We start from the raw sequence: 17,046 nt of genomic DNA on the forward strand, positions 1-17,046 counted from the left end.
TCCGTTGTGGGAGCGAGCCTGCTCGCGATTACGGTAGTACAGCCACATTTCCAGTGGCTGATACACCGTTTTCGCGAGCAGGCTCGCTCCCACATTTGTTTGTGTATGGCTGATAACCCGATCTGCTCTCTTACTCGGATGTGCTATCACCTCAGGCTATCGGCGGATACGCATAAGTGATTATCCGCAGTCCTCGGACGCTGGCTAAAGTCGGCCCATCGGATGCCGGAGCCGCTTCCTGAAAAGGCTCTGCGCACACGACCGACAATGACAAGAAGCCGCAGCCCAAGGAACTGTATTTCATGAAAATCAAAGCGATCCGTACCCGCGTTTTCGAGTGGAAGGGCAAAGTCGTCCCGCCCCAGGCGCACTTCTGCACCAACGCCAGCGACATCCTGTTCGAGCGCGGCGACGCGATGGGCTCCTTCCGTTTTCACGGCTGGCTGGTGGTGGAAGTCGAGACCGACAACGGCCTCGTTGGCATCGGCAACTGCGCCCTGGCACCGCGTGTGGCCAAGGAAATCATCGACACCTACCTGGCACCGATCGCCATTGGCGAAGACCCTTTCGACAACGAATACATCTGGCAGAAAATGTACCGTCAGAGCCACGCCTGGGGCCGAAAAGGCATCGGCATGGCGGCGATCTCGGCGATCGACATCGCGATCTGGGACATCATGGGCAAGGCCGTCAACAAGCCGGTGTTCAAGTTGCTCGGCGGTCGCACCAAGGAAAAGATCTGGACCTACGCTTCCAAGCTCTACGCCAACGACAACCTCGATCTGTTTCTCGAAGAGGCCCAGGGCTATCTCAACCAGAGTTTCACCGCGCTGAAGATGCGCTTTGGCTACGGTCCGAAAGACGGTCCGGCGGGGATGCGCCGCAACATCGAACAAGTGCGCGCCCTGCGGGAATTGGCCGGCCCTGACGTCGATATCATGCTCGAATGCTACATGGGCTGGACCCTGGAATACGCGAGGCGCATGTTGCCGAAACTGGCCGAGTTCGAACCGCGCTGGCTGGAAGAGCCGGTGATCGCCGACGACATCGAAGGCTACATCGAACTGAAGAAGATGGGGATCATGCCGATCTCCGGCGGCGAGCACGAGTTCACCTCCTACGGCTTCAAAGACCTGTTGGAACGCCGCGCCGTCGACGTCATCCAGTACGACACCAACCGCGTCGGCGGCATCACTGCCGCGCGCAAGATCAACGCCATGGCCGAAGCCTGGTCGGTGCCGGTCATTCCCCATGCCGGGCAGATGCACAACTACCACTTGACGATGTCCACCACCGCCTCGCCGATGGCCGAGTTTTTCCCGGTGTTCGACGTCGAGGTTGGCAACGAACTCTTCTACTACGTGTTCAAGGGCGAGCCGCAACCGGTCAACGGGTACATCCAGCTCGACGACAACACTCCGGGCCTGGGCCTGGAAATCTCCGACGAATACCTGAGCGACTTCAACATCATCGAGTGACCTGGACGCGCCGTACATGAGCGTAATGCTGTTCACTCAAGAAAAGATGATGGATCTGTGGCGAGGGAGCTTGCTCCCGCTGGGCCGGGCTGGCGCTCCAGCGCGAAGCGGCCCCAAACCTACCGAATGCGGAGCATCAGGCACACCGCGCTCGCCGGTCTACGACTGCTTCGCAGTCGAGCGGGAGCAAGCTCCCTCGCCACGGGTTGGTCGATTGCCTTGAGTGAACAGTGTTACCTACATGAGCGGCGCCTACCCTGATTTCTGGAGGCAACCATGCGCCTGATTCAATTTGAAAACTCCGCCGGAGAGCGCCAGGTCGGCGTCGTCGATGGGGCACTTGTTCAAGTGCTCAAAGGAACCCGCAATACCCGTGAACTGGCGCTTGCAGCGATCCGCGGCAATCGCAGCCTGCATGAAGAAGTCGCTTCGCGCGGCACCGAGCCGGGCCCGGATTACGCAGCGCTGTTGCACCAAGGCAAGGTCCTGCCGCCGCTGGATCACGAAGATCCGGCCCATTGCCTGATCAGCGGCACCGGCCTGACACATCTGGGCAGCGCCTCGGCGCGGGACAAGATGCACCAGCATGACGGTGAGGTCGAGGCCGGCATGACCGACACCATGCGCATTTTCAAATGGGGGATCGAGGGCGGCAAGCCGGCGCCGGGGCAGGTCGGTGCGCAACCGGAATGGTTCTACAAGGGTGACGGCAGCATCGTCGTGCGCCCCGGCGCGGACTTCCCGGTGCCTCCGTTTGCCGAAGATGCCGGCGAAGAGCCGGAGCTGACCGGCCTCTATGTGATTGGCGACGATGGTCTGCCGTATCGCATCGGTTATGCATTGGGTAACGAGTTCTCCGACCACGTCATGGAGCGGCGCAATTACCTGTACCTCGCCCACTCGAAACTGCGCAGTTGCTCCTACGGCCCGGAGCTGCGCGTCGGTGAGTTGCCCAGGCATCTGGTCGGCACCAGTCGCATCGAGCGCAATGGCGAAACCCTCTGGGAGAAGGCTTTTCTCAGCGGCGAGGACAACATGTGCCACAGCCTGGCCAACCTGGAATTTCACCACTTCAAGTACGCGCAGTTCTTGCGGCCGGGTGATGTCCATGTGCATTACTTCGGCACCGCTACCCTGTCGTTCGCCGACGGTGTGAAGACACAGCCGGGGGATCGCTTTCGGATCAGCCTCGATGAGTTCGGTGCGCCGCTGGTCAACGGTATCGGCGAGAGTGCCCAGCCGCTGCCCATCGGCCAGGTGCGTGCGCTCTAAGCCTTCAACAGGAAAATGCCCTCATGACATTGCTACAGGGATACAACTACATCGGCGGCCGTCGCAGCGCCAACGGCACCCTGCAACTGCAAAGCTTCGATGCGAGCACCGGCGAGCCCTTGCCCGGCAACTTCTTCCAGGCATCCGAAGCCGAAGTGGATGCCGCCGCCAAGGCCGCTGCTGCGGTTTACCCGGATTACCGCAACCTGAGCGCGGAAAGACGCGCTTCGTTTCTCGATGCAATCGCCGATGAAATCGACGCGCTGGGCGATGACTTCATCGCTACCGTGTGCCGCGAAACCGCATTGCCTGCCGGGCGCATTCAAGGGGAGCGCGGTCGCACCAGCAGCCAGTTGCGTCTGTTTGCCAGCGTGCTGCGTCGTGGCGACTTCTACGGTGCGCGGATTGACCGCACATTGCCCGATCGCCAGCCACTGCCACGTCCGGATCTGCGTCAATACCGCATCGCCCTGGGGCCGGTGGCGGTGTTTGGCGCCAGCAACTTTCCGCTGGCCTTTTCCACGGCCGGCGGTGACACCGCTTCGGCGCTGGCAGCGGGGTGCCCGGTGGTGTTCAAGGCCCACAGTGGCCACATGGCGACTGCCGAGTGGGTGGCGGACGCGGTCATCCGTGCCGCTGAACGGACTGAAATGCCGGCCGGCGTGTTCAACATGATTTATGGCGGGGGTGTCGGTGAATGGCTGGTCAAGCATCCGGCCATCCAGGCGGTGGGCTTTACCGGTTCGCTTAAGGGTGGCAACGCCTTGAGCCACATGGCCGCCACCCGGCCACAGCCGATTCCGGTGTTCGCGGAAATGTCGAGCATCAATCCGGTGTTCCTGCTGCCCGAAGCGTTGGCGGTACGTGGCGAGCAGATCGCGGCGCAGTTGGCCGGTTCGGTGACGTTGGGATGCGGTCAGTTCTGTACGAATCCGGGTTTGGTCATTGGCCTGCGCTCGCCGCAGTTCAGCCTGTTTCTGGAACGCTTCTGCGCGAGCATGAACCAGCAACCGCCACAAACCATGCTCAACGCAGGCACCTTGGCCAGCTACAGCCGCAGCCTCGGTGAGCTGCACGAACATCCGGGCCTGACGCACCTGGCGGGCAAGCCGCAACAGGGCAACCAGGCACAGCAGCAGGTGTTCAAGGCCGATGTCAGCCTGTTGCTCAAGGGCGATGCATTGCTTCAGGAGGAAGTGTTCGGGCCGACCACCATCGTCATCGAAGTGGAGAATCGGACACAGTTGGCGGCGGCGCTGCACGGCCTGCGCGGACAATTGACGGCCACGTTGATCGGCGAGGCTGACGAATTACTGGAGTACCGTTGGCTGACAGAAGTACTGCAGGAAAAAGTCGGGCGGATCCTGCTCAACGGCTATCCGACCGGGGTGGAGGTGTGCGAGGCGATGGTGCACGGCGGACCGTATCCGGCGACATCCGATTCACGAGGAACGTCAGTGGGCACGTTGGCCATCGATCGTTTCCTGCGGCCGGTGTGTTTCCAGAATTACCCGGATGCGTTGTTGCCCCCGGCATTGCAGGACGGCAATCCGCTAGGGATTCGGCGGCTGGTGGATGGGGAGGTAACTGATCGAGCGCTGTGAGCGGCGCGATCGTTGAATCCGAAGTTTTTTTTCACATCGCTTTCACTGCCTGCCTACGTCGGCCTCGCTACTGTCGCGCCATCGAATCACTGGGTGGATGCCGTCGGGGCGGCTTGATGTGGAACTGAGACTGAGTCTTTTCGGCCTGACGCGCTCGATCGATAGGCGCCGGTTTGCCCGTTACCAAAACACCGTGGTCGTGCTCGCCTCGGCGCTGCTGGCTGTCCCGTTGGTCCTGTGGCTACTCAGCCCGGCAGCGGTGCCGGACCTGGCCCATGGCAACGTCGCCGGCGCCCGGGCCCTGGCCGATGGCTGGGCCAAGGGCGAAATGATCGTGCTGGTGCGCCATGTCGAGCGCTGCGACCACTCCAAGGCTGCTTGCCTGGGTGACCGCGAAGGCATCACCGACCGCGCCCGTGCCGTTGCGGTGGGGCTCGGGGCTCGGTTCGAACAACTGGGCCTGGACCACGTCGACCTTTACAACAGCCCACGGGTGCGCACCGCACAGACGGCGGGCTACATGTTCAACAAGGTGAGCGCCGGTGACGATTGGCTGTTCGACTGCCGACATGACCTGCTGCGCAATGCCCTGGCCCACAAAGTGGCCGGTCGCAACCTGATCCTGGTCACCCACAGCGAATGCATGCAGGCGATGGAAACCGCGCTCCAGCGCCCGACTTCCTCGTTCGGCTATGGGGCTTCGTTGTTCGTTTCCAGCGCTCAGCCACAAGCGCCACGAGTGCTCGGTTTTATCGAAGCCCCTGACTGGCGCTCGGTGACATTCCAGTAATTCTTCCCACGACCAGGACCGCTCATGCTGACGTCTGCCCGCGCCCGTTTCTACGGGCTCAACCTCGGAATTCCCTTGGCCTGTGCCGCCGTGGTGTTCCTATTGTTCGATCTGACCCGTATCGACATAACCATCAGCAATCTTTTCTACGACCCGTTGCACCAGGTCTTTCCGTTGGGGCATGTGCGGCTGTTCGAGCAAATCACGCACAAATGGGCCAGGGCCATTCCGAACTGGACTGGCGAGGCGGCCATAATCGGCGCCGTGCTGTCGTTTTTCTGGCCGCTGTTGAAACCGGAAAAGCGCCCTGGGCTACTTCGCGTACTGGACAGAACCCGGCTGGCGAAACCGCTACGTTTTGCCTACAAACACCGGCGCGATTTCCTCTACGTTGTCTTCGCCTTTTCGCTCAGTACCGGGGTTATCCATTACCTCAAGGGCCATACCAGCGTGTATTGCCCGGTGGAAACCAGCCAATACGCCGGCAAGATCGAGCACAAGGAATGGTTCCAGAATTTCGACCTGCTGAAAGTGGCCGGTGACGGCCGTTGCTGGCCGGGTGGTCACGCGTCCGGCGGCTTCACCCTGCTGGCGCTGTACTTCGTCGCCCGTCGTTATCGCTGGCGTCATTCCAAAGCGGTGATGTATGGGGCGTTGGCCTTGGGACTGGTTTACGGCACGACGCGGGTCCTGCAGGGTTGGCACTACATGTCCCATACCTTCTGGGCGGGAATCTTTGTCTGGTTGAGCTGTTGGCTGATGGCGTTGCTGTTTTATGGGCGCACGGCGTTGGAACAACCCTTGTTGAAGGCTGCGCCTTCCAACGTCGCGTCAGCTTTGCCTGAGCTGGGCGATGCGCGGGCTGCTCCATGATCGCAGGCAAAAAAAAGCCCGCGGGAGAGCGGGCTAAAACCTTAGTTTCTTGAATGAGCGAGGGCGCTGTATCGGATCCTGCAGGGGCGTGGGGTGAAGAAAAGTTCATGCGGCGCAGGCTCATCTGGCTCCGAAGTTTGGGAGCGATTTCTCAATTGGCGTGTTGTACTTTTGCCGTCGGACATTTGGCTGAAGGATGCCGCTACGAGTGAAACAGTCAGCACGCGCCTGCGCTAATAGGCATGTGAAAAACCGGGGCGCCCGCAAAGGCCGCCCGGTTCTCGATTATTCGGCAGCCTGAGCCCGCAACCGCCTGCCAATCACATCCATCACATCGCACCCGTCGCGCAGCGCTATCGTCAGCATTTTGCAGAAGTCGGAAAGCACCAGCGTGTCGGAACTGATCTCCGAACGGAACGCGATGTTTTCCAGCAGTTGGGTCACGGTTCGGATGCGGTAGTCAGCGGTTTCGAAGAGAACATCAAGCGGGGCTTCGGTGTCGATCAGCAGGGTAGCGGGAACGCAGTCGACGCCGGTGATGGGCATGTATCGAGTCATAAGTTGTAACCTCGTTATTAAGTGAGAGCTACCAACTAATCGTCGCCAAACGAATGGTGGCAGCCGTACGCAGGTTGGCGAACCGGAACGAGGTACCGGCAGACCCGGAGATCTCCCGCGTACAACTGCCATTGCGGTGGCAGTATCGCTGATGCGGGGGCGCCTGCAAACAAGCAGATCGCTCTCGCACCTCGTTGCCGGGTCGCCAAACCCGAGTCGCCATCGGGGCGACGAGGAACTATAGGCCGCCTAGCTCAAGCGCCACAAGACAGCGCTTTCCGTGCTTGATGTAGGAGCTTGGACTTTTAAGCTGCTGACTTTACCTACATCGCTTTGCGGCTATAAACGGGGTCGAGCCATTGTCCATTCGGCCTATTGTCATGCCTAGAGAGCAGACCGTGGCGAGGGAGCTTGCTCCCGCTCGGTTGCGCAGCGGCCGCAAAGACCCCCGGCCCCAGCGATGCCCAACCCAAGGGCATGTACGCCTCCGGCGAGGCGCAGATATTGGGCCCGTCGTTGATACGGGAAATCTACTACCAAATCCCTGACCTGCGAGCAGGGCGGCTCGATGCGTGCGGCGCTTGGCCGCCGAGGGCACTTCGGCAAGATCACCCGGGCGATACGCAAGATCCACAGTTGTTACCATTGGCTGCGAACCCGTTGGCAGGCGATGTGATTCCCGGCTGCGGTGGGTTGCGTAAGGTGTGCTGGTCTCGTGGTGGGGATGGGCAAGCGCGGCGGTACGCGGATCACTACTACAACGCGCTTTCTGAAGGCTGTATCTGGTTGCTGATCGCCTATGCCAAGGCGAAATTTGACAACCTGCCGACCGCCTTCCTGAATCAATTGAAAGAGGATATCTGTAATGGATCATGAGCTGGAGAATTTTCAGAACGACTTGTTGGCTTCCGTACGCCAAATGAAAGCTGGCAAAGCGGCACGTACAACCGAGGTGACCCTTTCGGCTGTGGCCCGGGCCAAAGTCGGTGTATCTCAAAGTGCATTTGCAGAGCTGCTGGGAGTCAGCCTGCGTACGTTACAGGATTGGGAGCAGGGTCGTCGTCGACCTGCCGGTGCAGCACAAACTCTACTAAGAGTTGCAAGCCAGCACCCAGAAGTACTGCGAGACCTTCAGGTCATCTGAAGCTGAGTTGCGTCGTTAATAGCGAGAGTTACCGATCAACGTATCGGAACGATTTTTCCGGAAGTATATGTTCCCCGTGGCCGCTGCAGAGGGGTGGTGGCTCTGGCGGCCTGGCAGCGCTAGCGTCTGACAGCTCAGCGGGGATTAGCATCAGACGGCCCGGTATACCATTTGAAATATCAAAACGAGCGGAACACAAAATTTTTCTACGGAAGCCAGCGGCTCTAAAGCCCTTGATTCCCTGAGTTCCAAGCACAAAAAAGACGTCCGTGGACGTCTTTAGTTGATCAATTGATGGAGCCGGGAGATTTGAACTCCCGTCCAACCATTGTGCAACGTGGCTTTCAGCCTTCAAGCTGCCATTTTGCTGTCATTAACCGAGGAGCTTCTTGATCTCGGAGATTTGTAGATCAGCTGGCTCATCTTTCTGAAGTTTGGAGACCACGAGCTCAACGATTTGGTACGCCTTGTCGGAGAGCTCTGTGGAGCTGAGCTGGTCGTACTCATAAATTTTTCCCGCGATTGCATGCGCAAGATTCACCGCACCGGAGCCTTTATACCCCCAAGCGAGGCCTCCGTCGTATTTATATAGGTCGCGCCTGGTAGGCAAGTTTTCGGCGGAGCCACCTGGCTTGTGCTGGTACAGAGCCACGCCAGCACCTTCCACCACTCGCAATAAAATTGATGCTTTAGCGTGGGCGTCATATGAATCATCCGATTGAGCTATTTGAACTTTACTGAAGTCCATATCTTCGAGCCCTGGGTTGTCCATGAAGCCGGTCTCCTTTGCATTTTTCTGAGGGGGCACTCTGCAGCAGTACCGACTTTAGCAGGCAGACCCGGAGCTGGACCACCTGCTTGCCATAGAGACTCCGCTCTACTGTTAGCCTCCGCATCTGCTGATAGCATCCAACGACCCTAAAACCTGGCAATCATTGTCCAGTCCGTATGCCCCGTCTGTTTTGCCACTCACATCGGATGCTCGCCTGCTGACAACATCATCGACGCATAGGTGTGTCTGGTCTGGTACCAGTACAGTTGCTGGAACAAGAACGACCCGAATATCCTACCTGAGCGGCGCCAAGCCGATTCCGCCGAAGCAGTTCGCCCAGGCCCAGCGGGCAGCCGATCGGGTGGTTCCCGGCGCCGAGCCTGACATTAACAACGGTGCGACCCAACACTACGCGCGGCCGTGGTGTTGATAATGGCGATCAGTGCGACGGGGAAGATGCAGGATTGGCGGTAAAGCGGGCAGCTTGCGAAGCAGGCCGGTTTGCACAAGGTCAACTTGGCAAAGATTGGGAGCGCGGCCGCACGCCAGGTTCAGGCAGAGCAGGGCAAGCGCCAGGCCCTGGAACATCAGCTGACCGCCAATGACCAAACCCACCACCGAGCACTTACCGATGCACAACGTGATCAATATCGCCTGCGCGAACGCCTTCGCCAGCACTGATTTACGGCTGTCTGTGCTCCTCGCCGAGGATCTAGCCAGTTGCAACGCAGTGCCTGCCACCGCCAGCGCCGGCGACCGGTTGATTGCGCTGCAGGCTCGTCAGGCGGATATCAGAGAAGTAAATCAACGGTAGGCCTGTTCATTTCGGATCGGGATGGCGCCCAATAAACAAAACGGCGCTGGGCCGGGTCACACAGCGAATAGAGTCGCACCATCAAGGCTTTCAATTGGACGCAGACATCTCCTTTCGACGATCATACTCACCACTTTAAGCACCTGATTGGTAAGGAAACCAAGGATGACCGAATTCATGGGCCAGCATTCTAAATTTCACCTTGTCTACGACGGTCCTGCGCTCGATGAGCATCGGATGGACGTTCGCGCGCTCGCACCAGCCTTACTTGCGATGGGCGACTTGGTAGAGCGCGCGAATATGATCCTGAACGGTGAGCAAGTAAAAGTTTCCGTGGACGTCCATGCATCCTTCAAGGCTGGCTCCTTTGGGATTGAAATGGAGCTGGCCCAAAGCCTTTGGCAAAAAGTGCTCGATCTGACCAGTGGGCAATCAGTGGTAGGCATTGCCACGATATGCACTCTGCTTGGATTTTCTGTGCGCGACAGCTGTAAAGGCGTCATACAGGTCATTAAGTGGCTTCGCGGGCGAGGGGTGACACGCATTGAGCCGCTGGAAAGTGGTGCGGTCCGACTCTTCGTTGGCGATGAGCATCTGGATACAGAAGAGCGCGTCCTTAAGCTGGTCCAAGACTACAAATTGCGAAAAGCGCTGGAGGGTGTAATCACCGAACCACTAGAGAGAGAAGGCATCACTTCCGTTTCCACTGTTGAGGGTGATCAGGTAATCATGCATGTGGAGCGAAGCGAATCCTACTATTTTAAGACTCCTGCTCCCCAGGACGAAACGCTGGGAGAAGATACATACATCGCCAACCTGCAAGTATTGAATCTGGCTTTCCAAGATGACAATAAATGGCGGTTTACCGAGGGCGGCGGTAATGTTTTCTATGCCACTGTTCTGGACTTGGAGTTTTTAAAGCGCGTCCAGCTCAACCTAGAACAGTTCGCCAAGGATGACATCATTCTTGCCAGCGTTCGCCGAACTCAAAGAATTACCAAGGATGGCTTAAGGGCGGAGTATGAAGTGCTGAAGGTCATGGAGCACCGCAGTGCAACCCCGAAGGTGCAGCTCAAGATGAATTTCGGCCCGGACGACAATTGACTGTCCGCAGCCTGAGCATAGTCATAGTCCTCGTCGCCGACGTCGTCAAAGTTGCTAACGTGCTTTGCCATAGGTTTTGAGTCCTAGGCCTGAAGCGTGGGGCAGCGTCCTCCAGCACTACTGCTAAAAGGATAAAAGACGGATATCGGCTAGCTATATAGCGAGCAAGGGCATTTGTTACACGCATAGGTGTATGCGCGCTTCCGAGATTAATGTTCGGTAGCGGCGGAGGTCGTTGTGGGCTACAGATAAACTAGGCCGTGAGGCTTCTAGGGGCAGAACGGAATGTGAGTGTGCTGACCAGGTACGCAAATCAACCAATGGCAGTTGATGCTGCCCGCTCAGCGGATGCGAACGAGGCGAAAGTTTTCAACGTCGTTGCCGGGGCGACGTGGCGGCCCGTTGCGGATCGATAGGGAACGCTTGGGACGGACACATTTAACATGAGAGTCCTGGGCTGGCAATCAGCAGGTGCTCTGCCTTGGTTGGAAAGGGGGGCCAACCAAGGCAGTAGTTGTCTGAGCGCTCAGCGTTTTATCGGACTCAACTAGTTATCTATAGCGATATCAAGTCTGGGCAGCGCCTTGACGATTTTCTGGGTTTCCAGGCTGACGGTAACCACGCGCTGAAACAGCTCTAGTGGGTACTTGGGGTTGCCCATGGTTTCACTGGCCCAGTCGTTGGCGTCGTTAACGATGCCGCTGGCCTTGTCGGTGCGCACAGCTTGCCGCTCCATCACCCAGTCCAGCGCGGCCTTGCCGTTGACCACGTAATCCCAGGCCTCTTCAGGAATGCCCTTGAGGGTGATGCGGTGGTTGTAGATAACAGTGGTTTTGTCGCCCTTCTTGGCGAACTTCATCTTCTCCACTCGGTAGTCCGCGGCGGAGAGCGTGCCCTTAGACTCTATGGTCAGTGGATATGGCTCGACAGTTTCGTAGTTAAGATGAAGGTCGGCTAAGGCGCGGCCCGCCTTACTGAATGTCCAGAAGTCGGCGCTTTTCTTAACTGCTGGAATGCGTGGCAGCTCCTTGCTCAGGTTGTCTGCGTAGCGCTCGCGGTAGTCAGGCGAATGTAGAATACCGTAGACGTAGTAGAACAGGTCTTCCTTGCTGATCAATTCGCCGGGGTAGGCCGTATGGAAGTGTGCAAGGCCTGCGTCCGTTATCGCATCGCGGCGGCGCAACCCACTTTCAACTGGTTCTGCAAAGAGGTCATTATCTGAGGCTTGGTCGGCTTCGTCGTAAAGGTAGAGGGGAAAGCATTGTGAGCCTTCAATATCAACGAAGTGAAGGCTCGGTACATGACGTGAAATCAACGCACTGAAGGCCACTTTTTCGCCAGAGGCTGAAACGCCGATCACCAAGTTTTCCGCGCTGGGATTGGGGAAGAGGCGCGGGATCTGTAGCACCATCTCGTTAAAAGCACGATTGAAATACATCCACTGTTTAGTGAATGGTCGATACAATCCTGTCACCAAGCATTCACTTTCAAACGTATACGTGCGCCCCTTTCCAAGGTTCTGCTTCAAAGCGCGAGACCAGCTAATATGTGCCGGGTCGACGCTAATAAAGTTGTTGACTTGTTCCTGTCTAGCTTTTGTGTCCAGCCCTTTATGCGCTGCATCAAAGCGAGCCACTTCAGCGTTATAGAAGTCGATCATACTGCTCATGTTGGCATCTAGCTTCATCCGGCTGGCGTTGTAGGCCCAAGCATCGCGCGCCGTTACAACGCCAAGAGAGAAACTGTCGAACAGCTTGATGTCACTATTCTTTTTGTCGCCGGTCGCGATGAACTGACCAAAACTGTTGTCGCGCTGCTTTAGCCAATCGCCATGCTCGTCCGGGATAATCCGCTGCCATTGCTCGATACCGGTCACGCTGGCGTAGTCTGCTATTTTTTCAAGCTTTTCATCTCGACTTAGATAATCGCCAATGTCGTGAAAAAAAATCTGGCCTTGAGCATGTGCGTTGGGATTCTTAACCAACAGCGAAATGGCGATAGGTGCCCGGCTACCACTGCCGAATATCTTGCCTCCTTCTTTGCGAGAGGTTTCGCCACTGGTGCGCTGGTTGCCGCGCAGGTGGAACACATAGAGGCTGGAAAACTCATCCGCCAAGCATTTGCGCATCCCGTCCTGCGAGGCGGCGTCCAAGAATCCAGCGTTGGTAACAAAGCCAATGATCCCAGCATTTCCGATACGGTCACTGGCCCAGCGAATAGAGCGTATGTAGCTATCGTAGAGACCCCTTGACAGAGTGGCCTCAGAAAGCGCTGCGTAAGTTTCCTCGATTCGCCGATCCAATGCGGGGTAGCTTACGTTTTGGTTGTTGTCGTTCTGGCTGCCTTGTCCTATGGAGTATGGTGGGTTTCCCACAATCACTCGAATGTCCAAGTTTTTCTGCCGTTTGCGTCGGGCGCTGTTGTCCTCAAGCAGTTCGTCTACCAGGTCTTCCTTCTCATACATCTGGAAGGTGTCGGTCAGGCAAATGCCTTCGAACGGTGTGTATTCGTCAATGACTTCACCGTGATAGGCAGCTTCGATATTAATGGCGGCGATGTAATAGGCCAGCAGTACCAGCTCGTTGGCATGGATCTCATGCTTGAACTTGTGCGACAGTTCTTCCGGCTTGATCAAGCCCGACTGGATCAACCGGGTGATAAAGGTACCGGTGCCAGTAAAGGGATCGATGATATGGACGCCCTTGCTGCCGAGAGTTTGGCCGAACTCCTGTTGAAGAAGGTGGTTGACACTATGGAGGATGAAGTCCACTACCTGAACCGGGGTGTAAACGATACCCAGCTTGTCACGCAGCTTAGGGAAAGCATTGGCAAAGAATTTTTCGTACAGCTCGACGATTATCTTCTGTTTGCCTTGGGCGTTATCGATGCCGACAGCACGCTGACGAACGCTGGCGTAGAACCTCTCCAAGGTATCGGCTTCTTTATCTAGCCGGTGCTCGTGGAGCGCATCCAGCACGCCTTGCATGGCCTTTGAAATAGGGTTTTGACTGGCAAAGTTGTATTCATCGAACAGCGCATCGAAAACTGGCTTTGTTACTAGGTGCTGGGCGAGCATTTCGACAATCTCGCCATCGCTGATGCTGTCATTGAGGTCATCGCGCAGCTCGGTGGCAAAGGCGTTAAAGGCCGCCTTTTCCTGTGTGTTCGCCGGGTTCTCCAAAATGCCCTGGATTCGATCTATATGGGTACGGGCGATCTTGGCAATATCGTTGGCCCAGTCTTCCCAGTGGTGGCGGTTGCCGCACTTGGAGACGATCTTGGCGTAGATGGCCTTCTCGATTTCCCCCACCTCATAGGCCAGCTCGGCCTGCTGGGTCATCTGGCCTTCGACATCGTACTTAGCGCGTTTCTCACCAATGCCGTACTGGCCTTTGCCCGTCTGAACGTTGCCGGTGCCGCTGGCTTTCCTGGCCTTTTTCTCGGCCTTGTCGGTGATGGCGATGACTTCCATCTTGCGCGGGTCAGAGCCGATCAGGTCGAGCTTGTTGACCATGGCGTCGAAGCTGTCGTCGTGCGAGCGCAGTGCCTGGAGCACCTGCCAGACCACTTTGTAGGTTTGGTTGTCATTGAGCGCTTCGTGAGGCTCCATGCCGGCCGGAATGACCACGGGCAGCACCACATATCCGCGTTTCTTGCCCGGTGCGTTGCGCATTACCCGACCAACGGATTGCACCACGTCCACCTGGGAGTTACGCGGGGTCAGGAAGAGCACAGCGTCAAGCGCCGGTACGTCCACACCTTCAGACAGGCAGCGTACGTTGCTGAGGATGCGGCAGGTATTGGCTGGCGGTTCTTCTTTGAGCCAGTTGAGCTTGGCTTCCTTGGCACTCGCATTCATGCCGCCATCAACGTGTGCGGCTTCGCAGATGATGCGTGAGTCCTCAACGATATTTTCGGAGTCTTGATAAGCTTCCACCACCGACTGGAACATGCTGGCGATGTTGATCGAGCTAACCTTGTGCTTGGTACCCTTGTAGTTGGGCGAGATGACCTGGCAGAAAGCTACAGCGCGTCTCATGGGCTGATCATCACCCACCAAGTTTTCGGCCAATCCCTGCTTGGCCAGTGCCTTCCAGCAACCGACTATCTTGGCGGCGTCGTCTACCTTAAGCTGGTTGTTCTCGTCCTTCAGCATTTCCTGAAGGCGGCGGCTGATGGTGCTCTCCTCGACGGTGAGTACCAGCACCTTGTAATCGGTGAGCAGGCCTCGCTGAACGGCCTCGGAGAAGTTGATGACGAACAGCTCTTTGCCGTAGAGCGCTTCGTCATCCATCGAGCACAGGGTGACTTCGCCGGACTCGGCCTTGAGCTTGGCGTTGTCACCGTAGATGCGCGGCGTGGCGGTCATGTACAGACGTTTGGTGGCGCGGATGTAGTCGGCATCATGAACGCGCACAAAGTTGCTTTCGTCATCGTCGCCAAAGGTGGCACCCGTGGTGCGGTGCGCTTCGTCGCAGATCACCAGATCGAAAGCGGCCAGGCCATGATCAGCCTGGGCGCGGCTGATCACATCGATGGAGTGATAGGTGGAGAACACCACGCTCATGTGTTCGGCATCGTGACGCTTGAGCATTTCTGCCGCGAGGCGATCTGCCTTGGTAGTGGCCGGGTATCGCAATTCATGGGTGAACACCTGAACCGCGTCATCCTCTGCTTTTCGCTTCTTGCCTACGTCACTGTCGGAGCAGACGGCAAAGCTGTGGAGCGGGGTGGCGCTTTCCTGCGTCCATTCGGTAAGGGTCTGCGATAGCAGCGACAGGCTGGGCACCAGGAACAGTACATGCTTACCCTTGCCGGCCTGCTGCTCGGCAATTTTCAGGCTGGTGAAGGTCTTGCCGGTGCCGCAGGCCATGATCAGCTTGCCGCGTCCGGCGTCCTTGAGGCCAGCGGCCACGGCATTCAACGCGGTTTGCTGGTGCTCGCGCAGCTGCTTTTTGGTCTTGAGCGCGACGGCTTGATGGGGCTGATACTTGGCCCAGTCTATCTGGCTGTCTTTCAGGGCTTGCAAGTCGATTTTACTGACCGGAGGCTGCTGGCCTTGCAACGCGTCCTCGGCGTGCTCGCTCCAGTTGTTGGTGGTGGCGACGATGACGCGGTGCGAGAACGGAGCCTTGCCCGAGGCGGTGAAGAAACTGTCTATGTCCTTCTTCTGGACCTTGTAGTCCTCGGCGTATAGCTTGCACTGGATCGCGTGGTACTCGCCGGTGCCTTGGGTGCGAGCCACTAAATCAATGCCCGCATCCTTGCCACTGAGGCTTTGTTCCGTCGCCCACTCCGCATACGTCCACACTTTGTCGTAAAGGTCGCGGTAAGTGGCTTCGTTGCGGAGGTAAGTGCAAATCAGCTCTTCGAAATAAGTACCTTTTTCGCGTTCGGTGACAGAAGCGCTGCGGTAGGTATTCAGCAAAGCTGATAAGGCTGACATCGGTAGGAATTCCTTTTGGACTGCGCCTGGCGCATTACAGGCGCCAAATCGGCGCAGTTTAGCAATTCAGCCAGTACTGGAGCGATAAGTAGTGCTCATCCTAGCTTCAAGGACTGGCGGGTATCTCGCTAAAGGTGGCTTACCACTTTGGCCCTGCCTATTTGCAGCGAAGGGGGCACTGGCAAGCTGAGCACGAGCATTATCATATTTGCGCCGGGCCTCCTGCAGGTTAGATTGATGAGCTTCATATGTCCCCGTCATCCATGGGATGCCTAGGATTAGGTGGGAAAACGCCGACAATAAAAAAAGCCGTAAAGCTTTGATTTCTCTAGGCTTTACGGCTTTTCTGGGTCTTCCTGGGAAGACTAAATGGTGGAGCCGGGGGGATTTGAACCCCCGTCCGCCAGTACTCCGCTGTCGGTACTACATGCGTAGCCGTGTCTATTAAGTTAACCCTCAGCGACCCGACGGGCAGGGTGCTTTGGGCGAGTTGTGTAAGTTTTAGCCGCTTCGTCCACAACGTACTGCACGGCGATTCCGTTCTATATGACAATCACTTTGGGTTTACGGACATCCCCTGGTGATTGCTGGACCCGAAGGTACCAGAAGGGAAGGGCTAAGGCTGCTTACGCAGCGAGAGCGTATTCCCCGTAGGTTTCGTCATTGGCAACTATAGGAAGTTGCAACAGTGGATTTACGAGTTCTGTTACCAACTCGGCATGCACCTAAAGTTTCGCAACCGGCGTCGAATCCTAAACGGCCCCGAACCTGGCGCTCTGTGAATCTGTAGAGCGACAGGCCTGCGTAGTGTACGCCAAAACGCATCAGGGGCCAACCCGAAGGTTGGCCCACTGCATTCAGGAGTTTTTACCGTCTTTGTTGGTCTTCTGCATCTCTTGGATGGTCTGGGTGGTTTCAGAGATGCATTTCTCGGTGCCTTCCTTGGTTTTCAAGGCTTGAGCGGCCTTCGCTTGCTGAAGGCTCGCCTCGATTTGGCCTTGCGAATCCGAGCCTTGGTACTGGGTCTTGGCATTCTCAATGGTTTTGATGTTGGTGGCGCAGAGACTGTCCGAATCGCCGGCAGCAAACGAGGGTGATGCCAGCATCGAAGCAGTGACAAACAGACCTAACAGCACAGAGCGTTTCATATGTCTCTCCTTGACCCAAGGGCAGCATTTGCTGGCCATCAGG

12 protein-coding genes, 1 other RNA gene and 3 pseudogenes are annotated in these 17,046 nt (G+C 57.3%); 10 read left to right on the forward strand and 6 right to left on the reverse strand.

The features are described from left to right. Positions 1-302 precede the first annotated feature (302 nt). The 5 genes from M1E16_RS03390 (at position 303) to M1E16_RS03410 (ending at position 6,017) form a co-directional block, all read left to right on the forward strand. The gene (locus M1E16_RS03390; RefSeq protein ID WP_458129210.1) at positions 303-1,478 is read left to right on the forward strand and encodes an L-rhamnonate dehydratase; all 1,176 of its coding nucleotides are present in this window, start codon (positions 303-305) and stop codon (positions 1,476-1,478) included. A 276-nt stretch (positions 1,479-1,754) separates the two neighbouring features. Next, entirely contained in the window at positions 1,755-2,750 is a 996-nt protein-coding gene (araD1, locus tag M1E16_RS03395; protein ID WP_434602749.1) for an AraD1 family protein, read from the forward strand. A gap of 23 nt (positions 2,751-2,773) precedes the next feature. Further along, positions 2,774-4,354, forward strand: a complete 1,581-nt coding sequence (locus M1E16_RS03400; protein ID WP_458129211.1) for an aldehyde dehydrogenase (NADP(+)) — start codon at positions 2,774-2,776, stop codon at positions 4,352-4,354. Between the two features lie 118 nt (positions 4,355-4,472). Continuing rightward, the gene (pmrG, locus tag M1E16_RS03405; RefSeq protein WP_458129212.1) at positions 4,473-5,144 is read left to right on the forward strand and encodes a lipopolysaccharide core heptose(II)-phosphate phosphatase PmrG; all 672 of its coding nucleotides are present in this window, start codon (positions 4,473-4,475) and stop codon (positions 5,142-5,144) included. Positions 5,145-5,168: 24 nt separating this feature from the next. Continuing rightward, entirely contained in the window at positions 5,169-6,017 is an 849-nt protein-coding gene (locus M1E16_RS03410) for a phosphatase PAP2 family protein (protein WP_458129213.1), read from the forward strand. Positions 6,018-6,302: 285 nt separating this feature from the next. Here the strand turns inward: M1E16_RS03410 and M1E16_RS03415 are convergent, their stop codons facing one another. Next, entirely contained in the window at positions 6,303-6,575 is a 273-nt protein-coding gene (locus M1E16_RS03415) for a hypothetical protein (RefSeq protein WP_458129214.1), read from the reverse strand. Positions 6,576-7,025: 450 nt separating this feature from the next. Here M1E16_RS03415 and M1E16_RS03420 point away from each other — a divergent pair. The 3 genes and pseudogenes from M1E16_RS03420 to M1E16_RS03430 form a co-directional block, all read left to right on the forward strand. Continuing rightward, positions 7,026-7,218: pseudogene (locus tag M1E16_RS03420) on the forward strand (AraC family transcriptional regulator); the annotation flags it as partial. A 2-nt stretch (positions 7,219-7,220) separates the two neighbouring features. Further along, positions 7,221-7,451 (forward strand): annotated as a pseudogene (locus M1E16_RS03425) (transcriptional regulator); the annotation flags it as partial. Beyond that, complete coding sequence (locus tag M1E16_RS03430) at positions 7,441-7,719, forward strand: helix-turn-helix domain-containing protein (RefSeq protein ID WP_458129215.1); 279 nt, start codon at positions 7,441-7,443, stop codon at positions 7,717-7,719. The pseudogene M1E16_RS03425 and the gene M1E16_RS03430, both read left to right, overlap by 11 nt. A gap of 373 nt (positions 7,720-8,092) precedes the next feature. Here the strand turns inward: M1E16_RS03430 and M1E16_RS03435 are convergent, their stop codons facing one another. Together M1E16_RS03435 and M1E16_RS03440 are read right to left on the reverse strand one after the other, a co-directional pair. Beyond that, a complete protein-coding gene (locus M1E16_RS03435; protein WP_458129216.1) occupies positions 8,093-8,491 on the reverse strand; it encodes a DUF6166 domain-containing protein in 399 nt (132 codons plus the stop codon). Positions 8,492-8,574: 83 nt separating this feature from the next. After that, positions 8,575-8,748 (reverse strand): annotated as a pseudogene (locus M1E16_RS03440) (site-specific integrase); the annotation flags it as partial. A 344-nt stretch (positions 8,749-9,092) separates the two neighbouring features. Here M1E16_RS03440 and M1E16_RS03445 point away from each other — a divergent pair. Together M1E16_RS03445 and M1E16_RS03450 are read left to right on the forward strand one after the other, a co-directional pair. Then, complete coding sequence (locus tag M1E16_RS03445) at positions 9,093-9,305, forward strand: hypothetical protein (RefSeq protein WP_458129217.1); 213 nt, start codon at positions 9,093-9,095, stop codon at positions 9,303-9,305. Positions 9,306-9,470: 165 nt separating this feature from the next. Further along, the gene (locus tag M1E16_RS03450; protein ID WP_458129218.1) at positions 9,471-10,409 is read left to right on the forward strand and encodes a hypothetical protein; all 939 of its coding nucleotides are present in this window, start codon (positions 9,471-9,473) and stop codon (positions 10,407-10,409) included. Positions 10,410-10,956: 547 nt separating this feature from the next. Here the strand turns inward: M1E16_RS03450 and M1E16_RS03455 are convergent. The 3 genes from M1E16_RS03455 to M1E16_RS03465 all read right to left on the reverse strand — a co-directional run bounded on the left by M1E16_RS03455 (position 10,957) and on the right by M1E16_RS03465 (position 17,003). After that, positions 10,957-15,855, reverse strand: coding sequence for a DEAD/DEAH box helicase (locus M1E16_RS03455; RefSeq protein ID WP_458129219.1), 4,899 nt, complete (start codon positions 15,853-15,855; stop codon positions 10,957-10,959). Between the two features lie 370 nt (positions 15,856-16,225). Beyond that, positions 16,226-16,619, reverse strand: a transfer-messenger RNA (tmRNA) gene (ssrA, locus tag M1E16_RS03460). A gap of 93 nt (positions 16,620-16,712) precedes the next feature. After that, positions 16,713-17,003 carry a hypothetical protein gene (locus M1E16_RS03465; RefSeq protein WP_458129220.1) on the reverse strand — a complete coding sequence of 97 codons (291 nt, stop codon included), beginning with the start codon at positions 17,001-17,003 and terminating at the stop codon, positions 16,713-16,715. Between the last annotated feature and the right edge of the window lie 43 nt (positions 17,004-17,046).

The sequence above is a fragment of the Pseudomonas sp. Z2-11 genome (genome assembly GCF_054161305.1).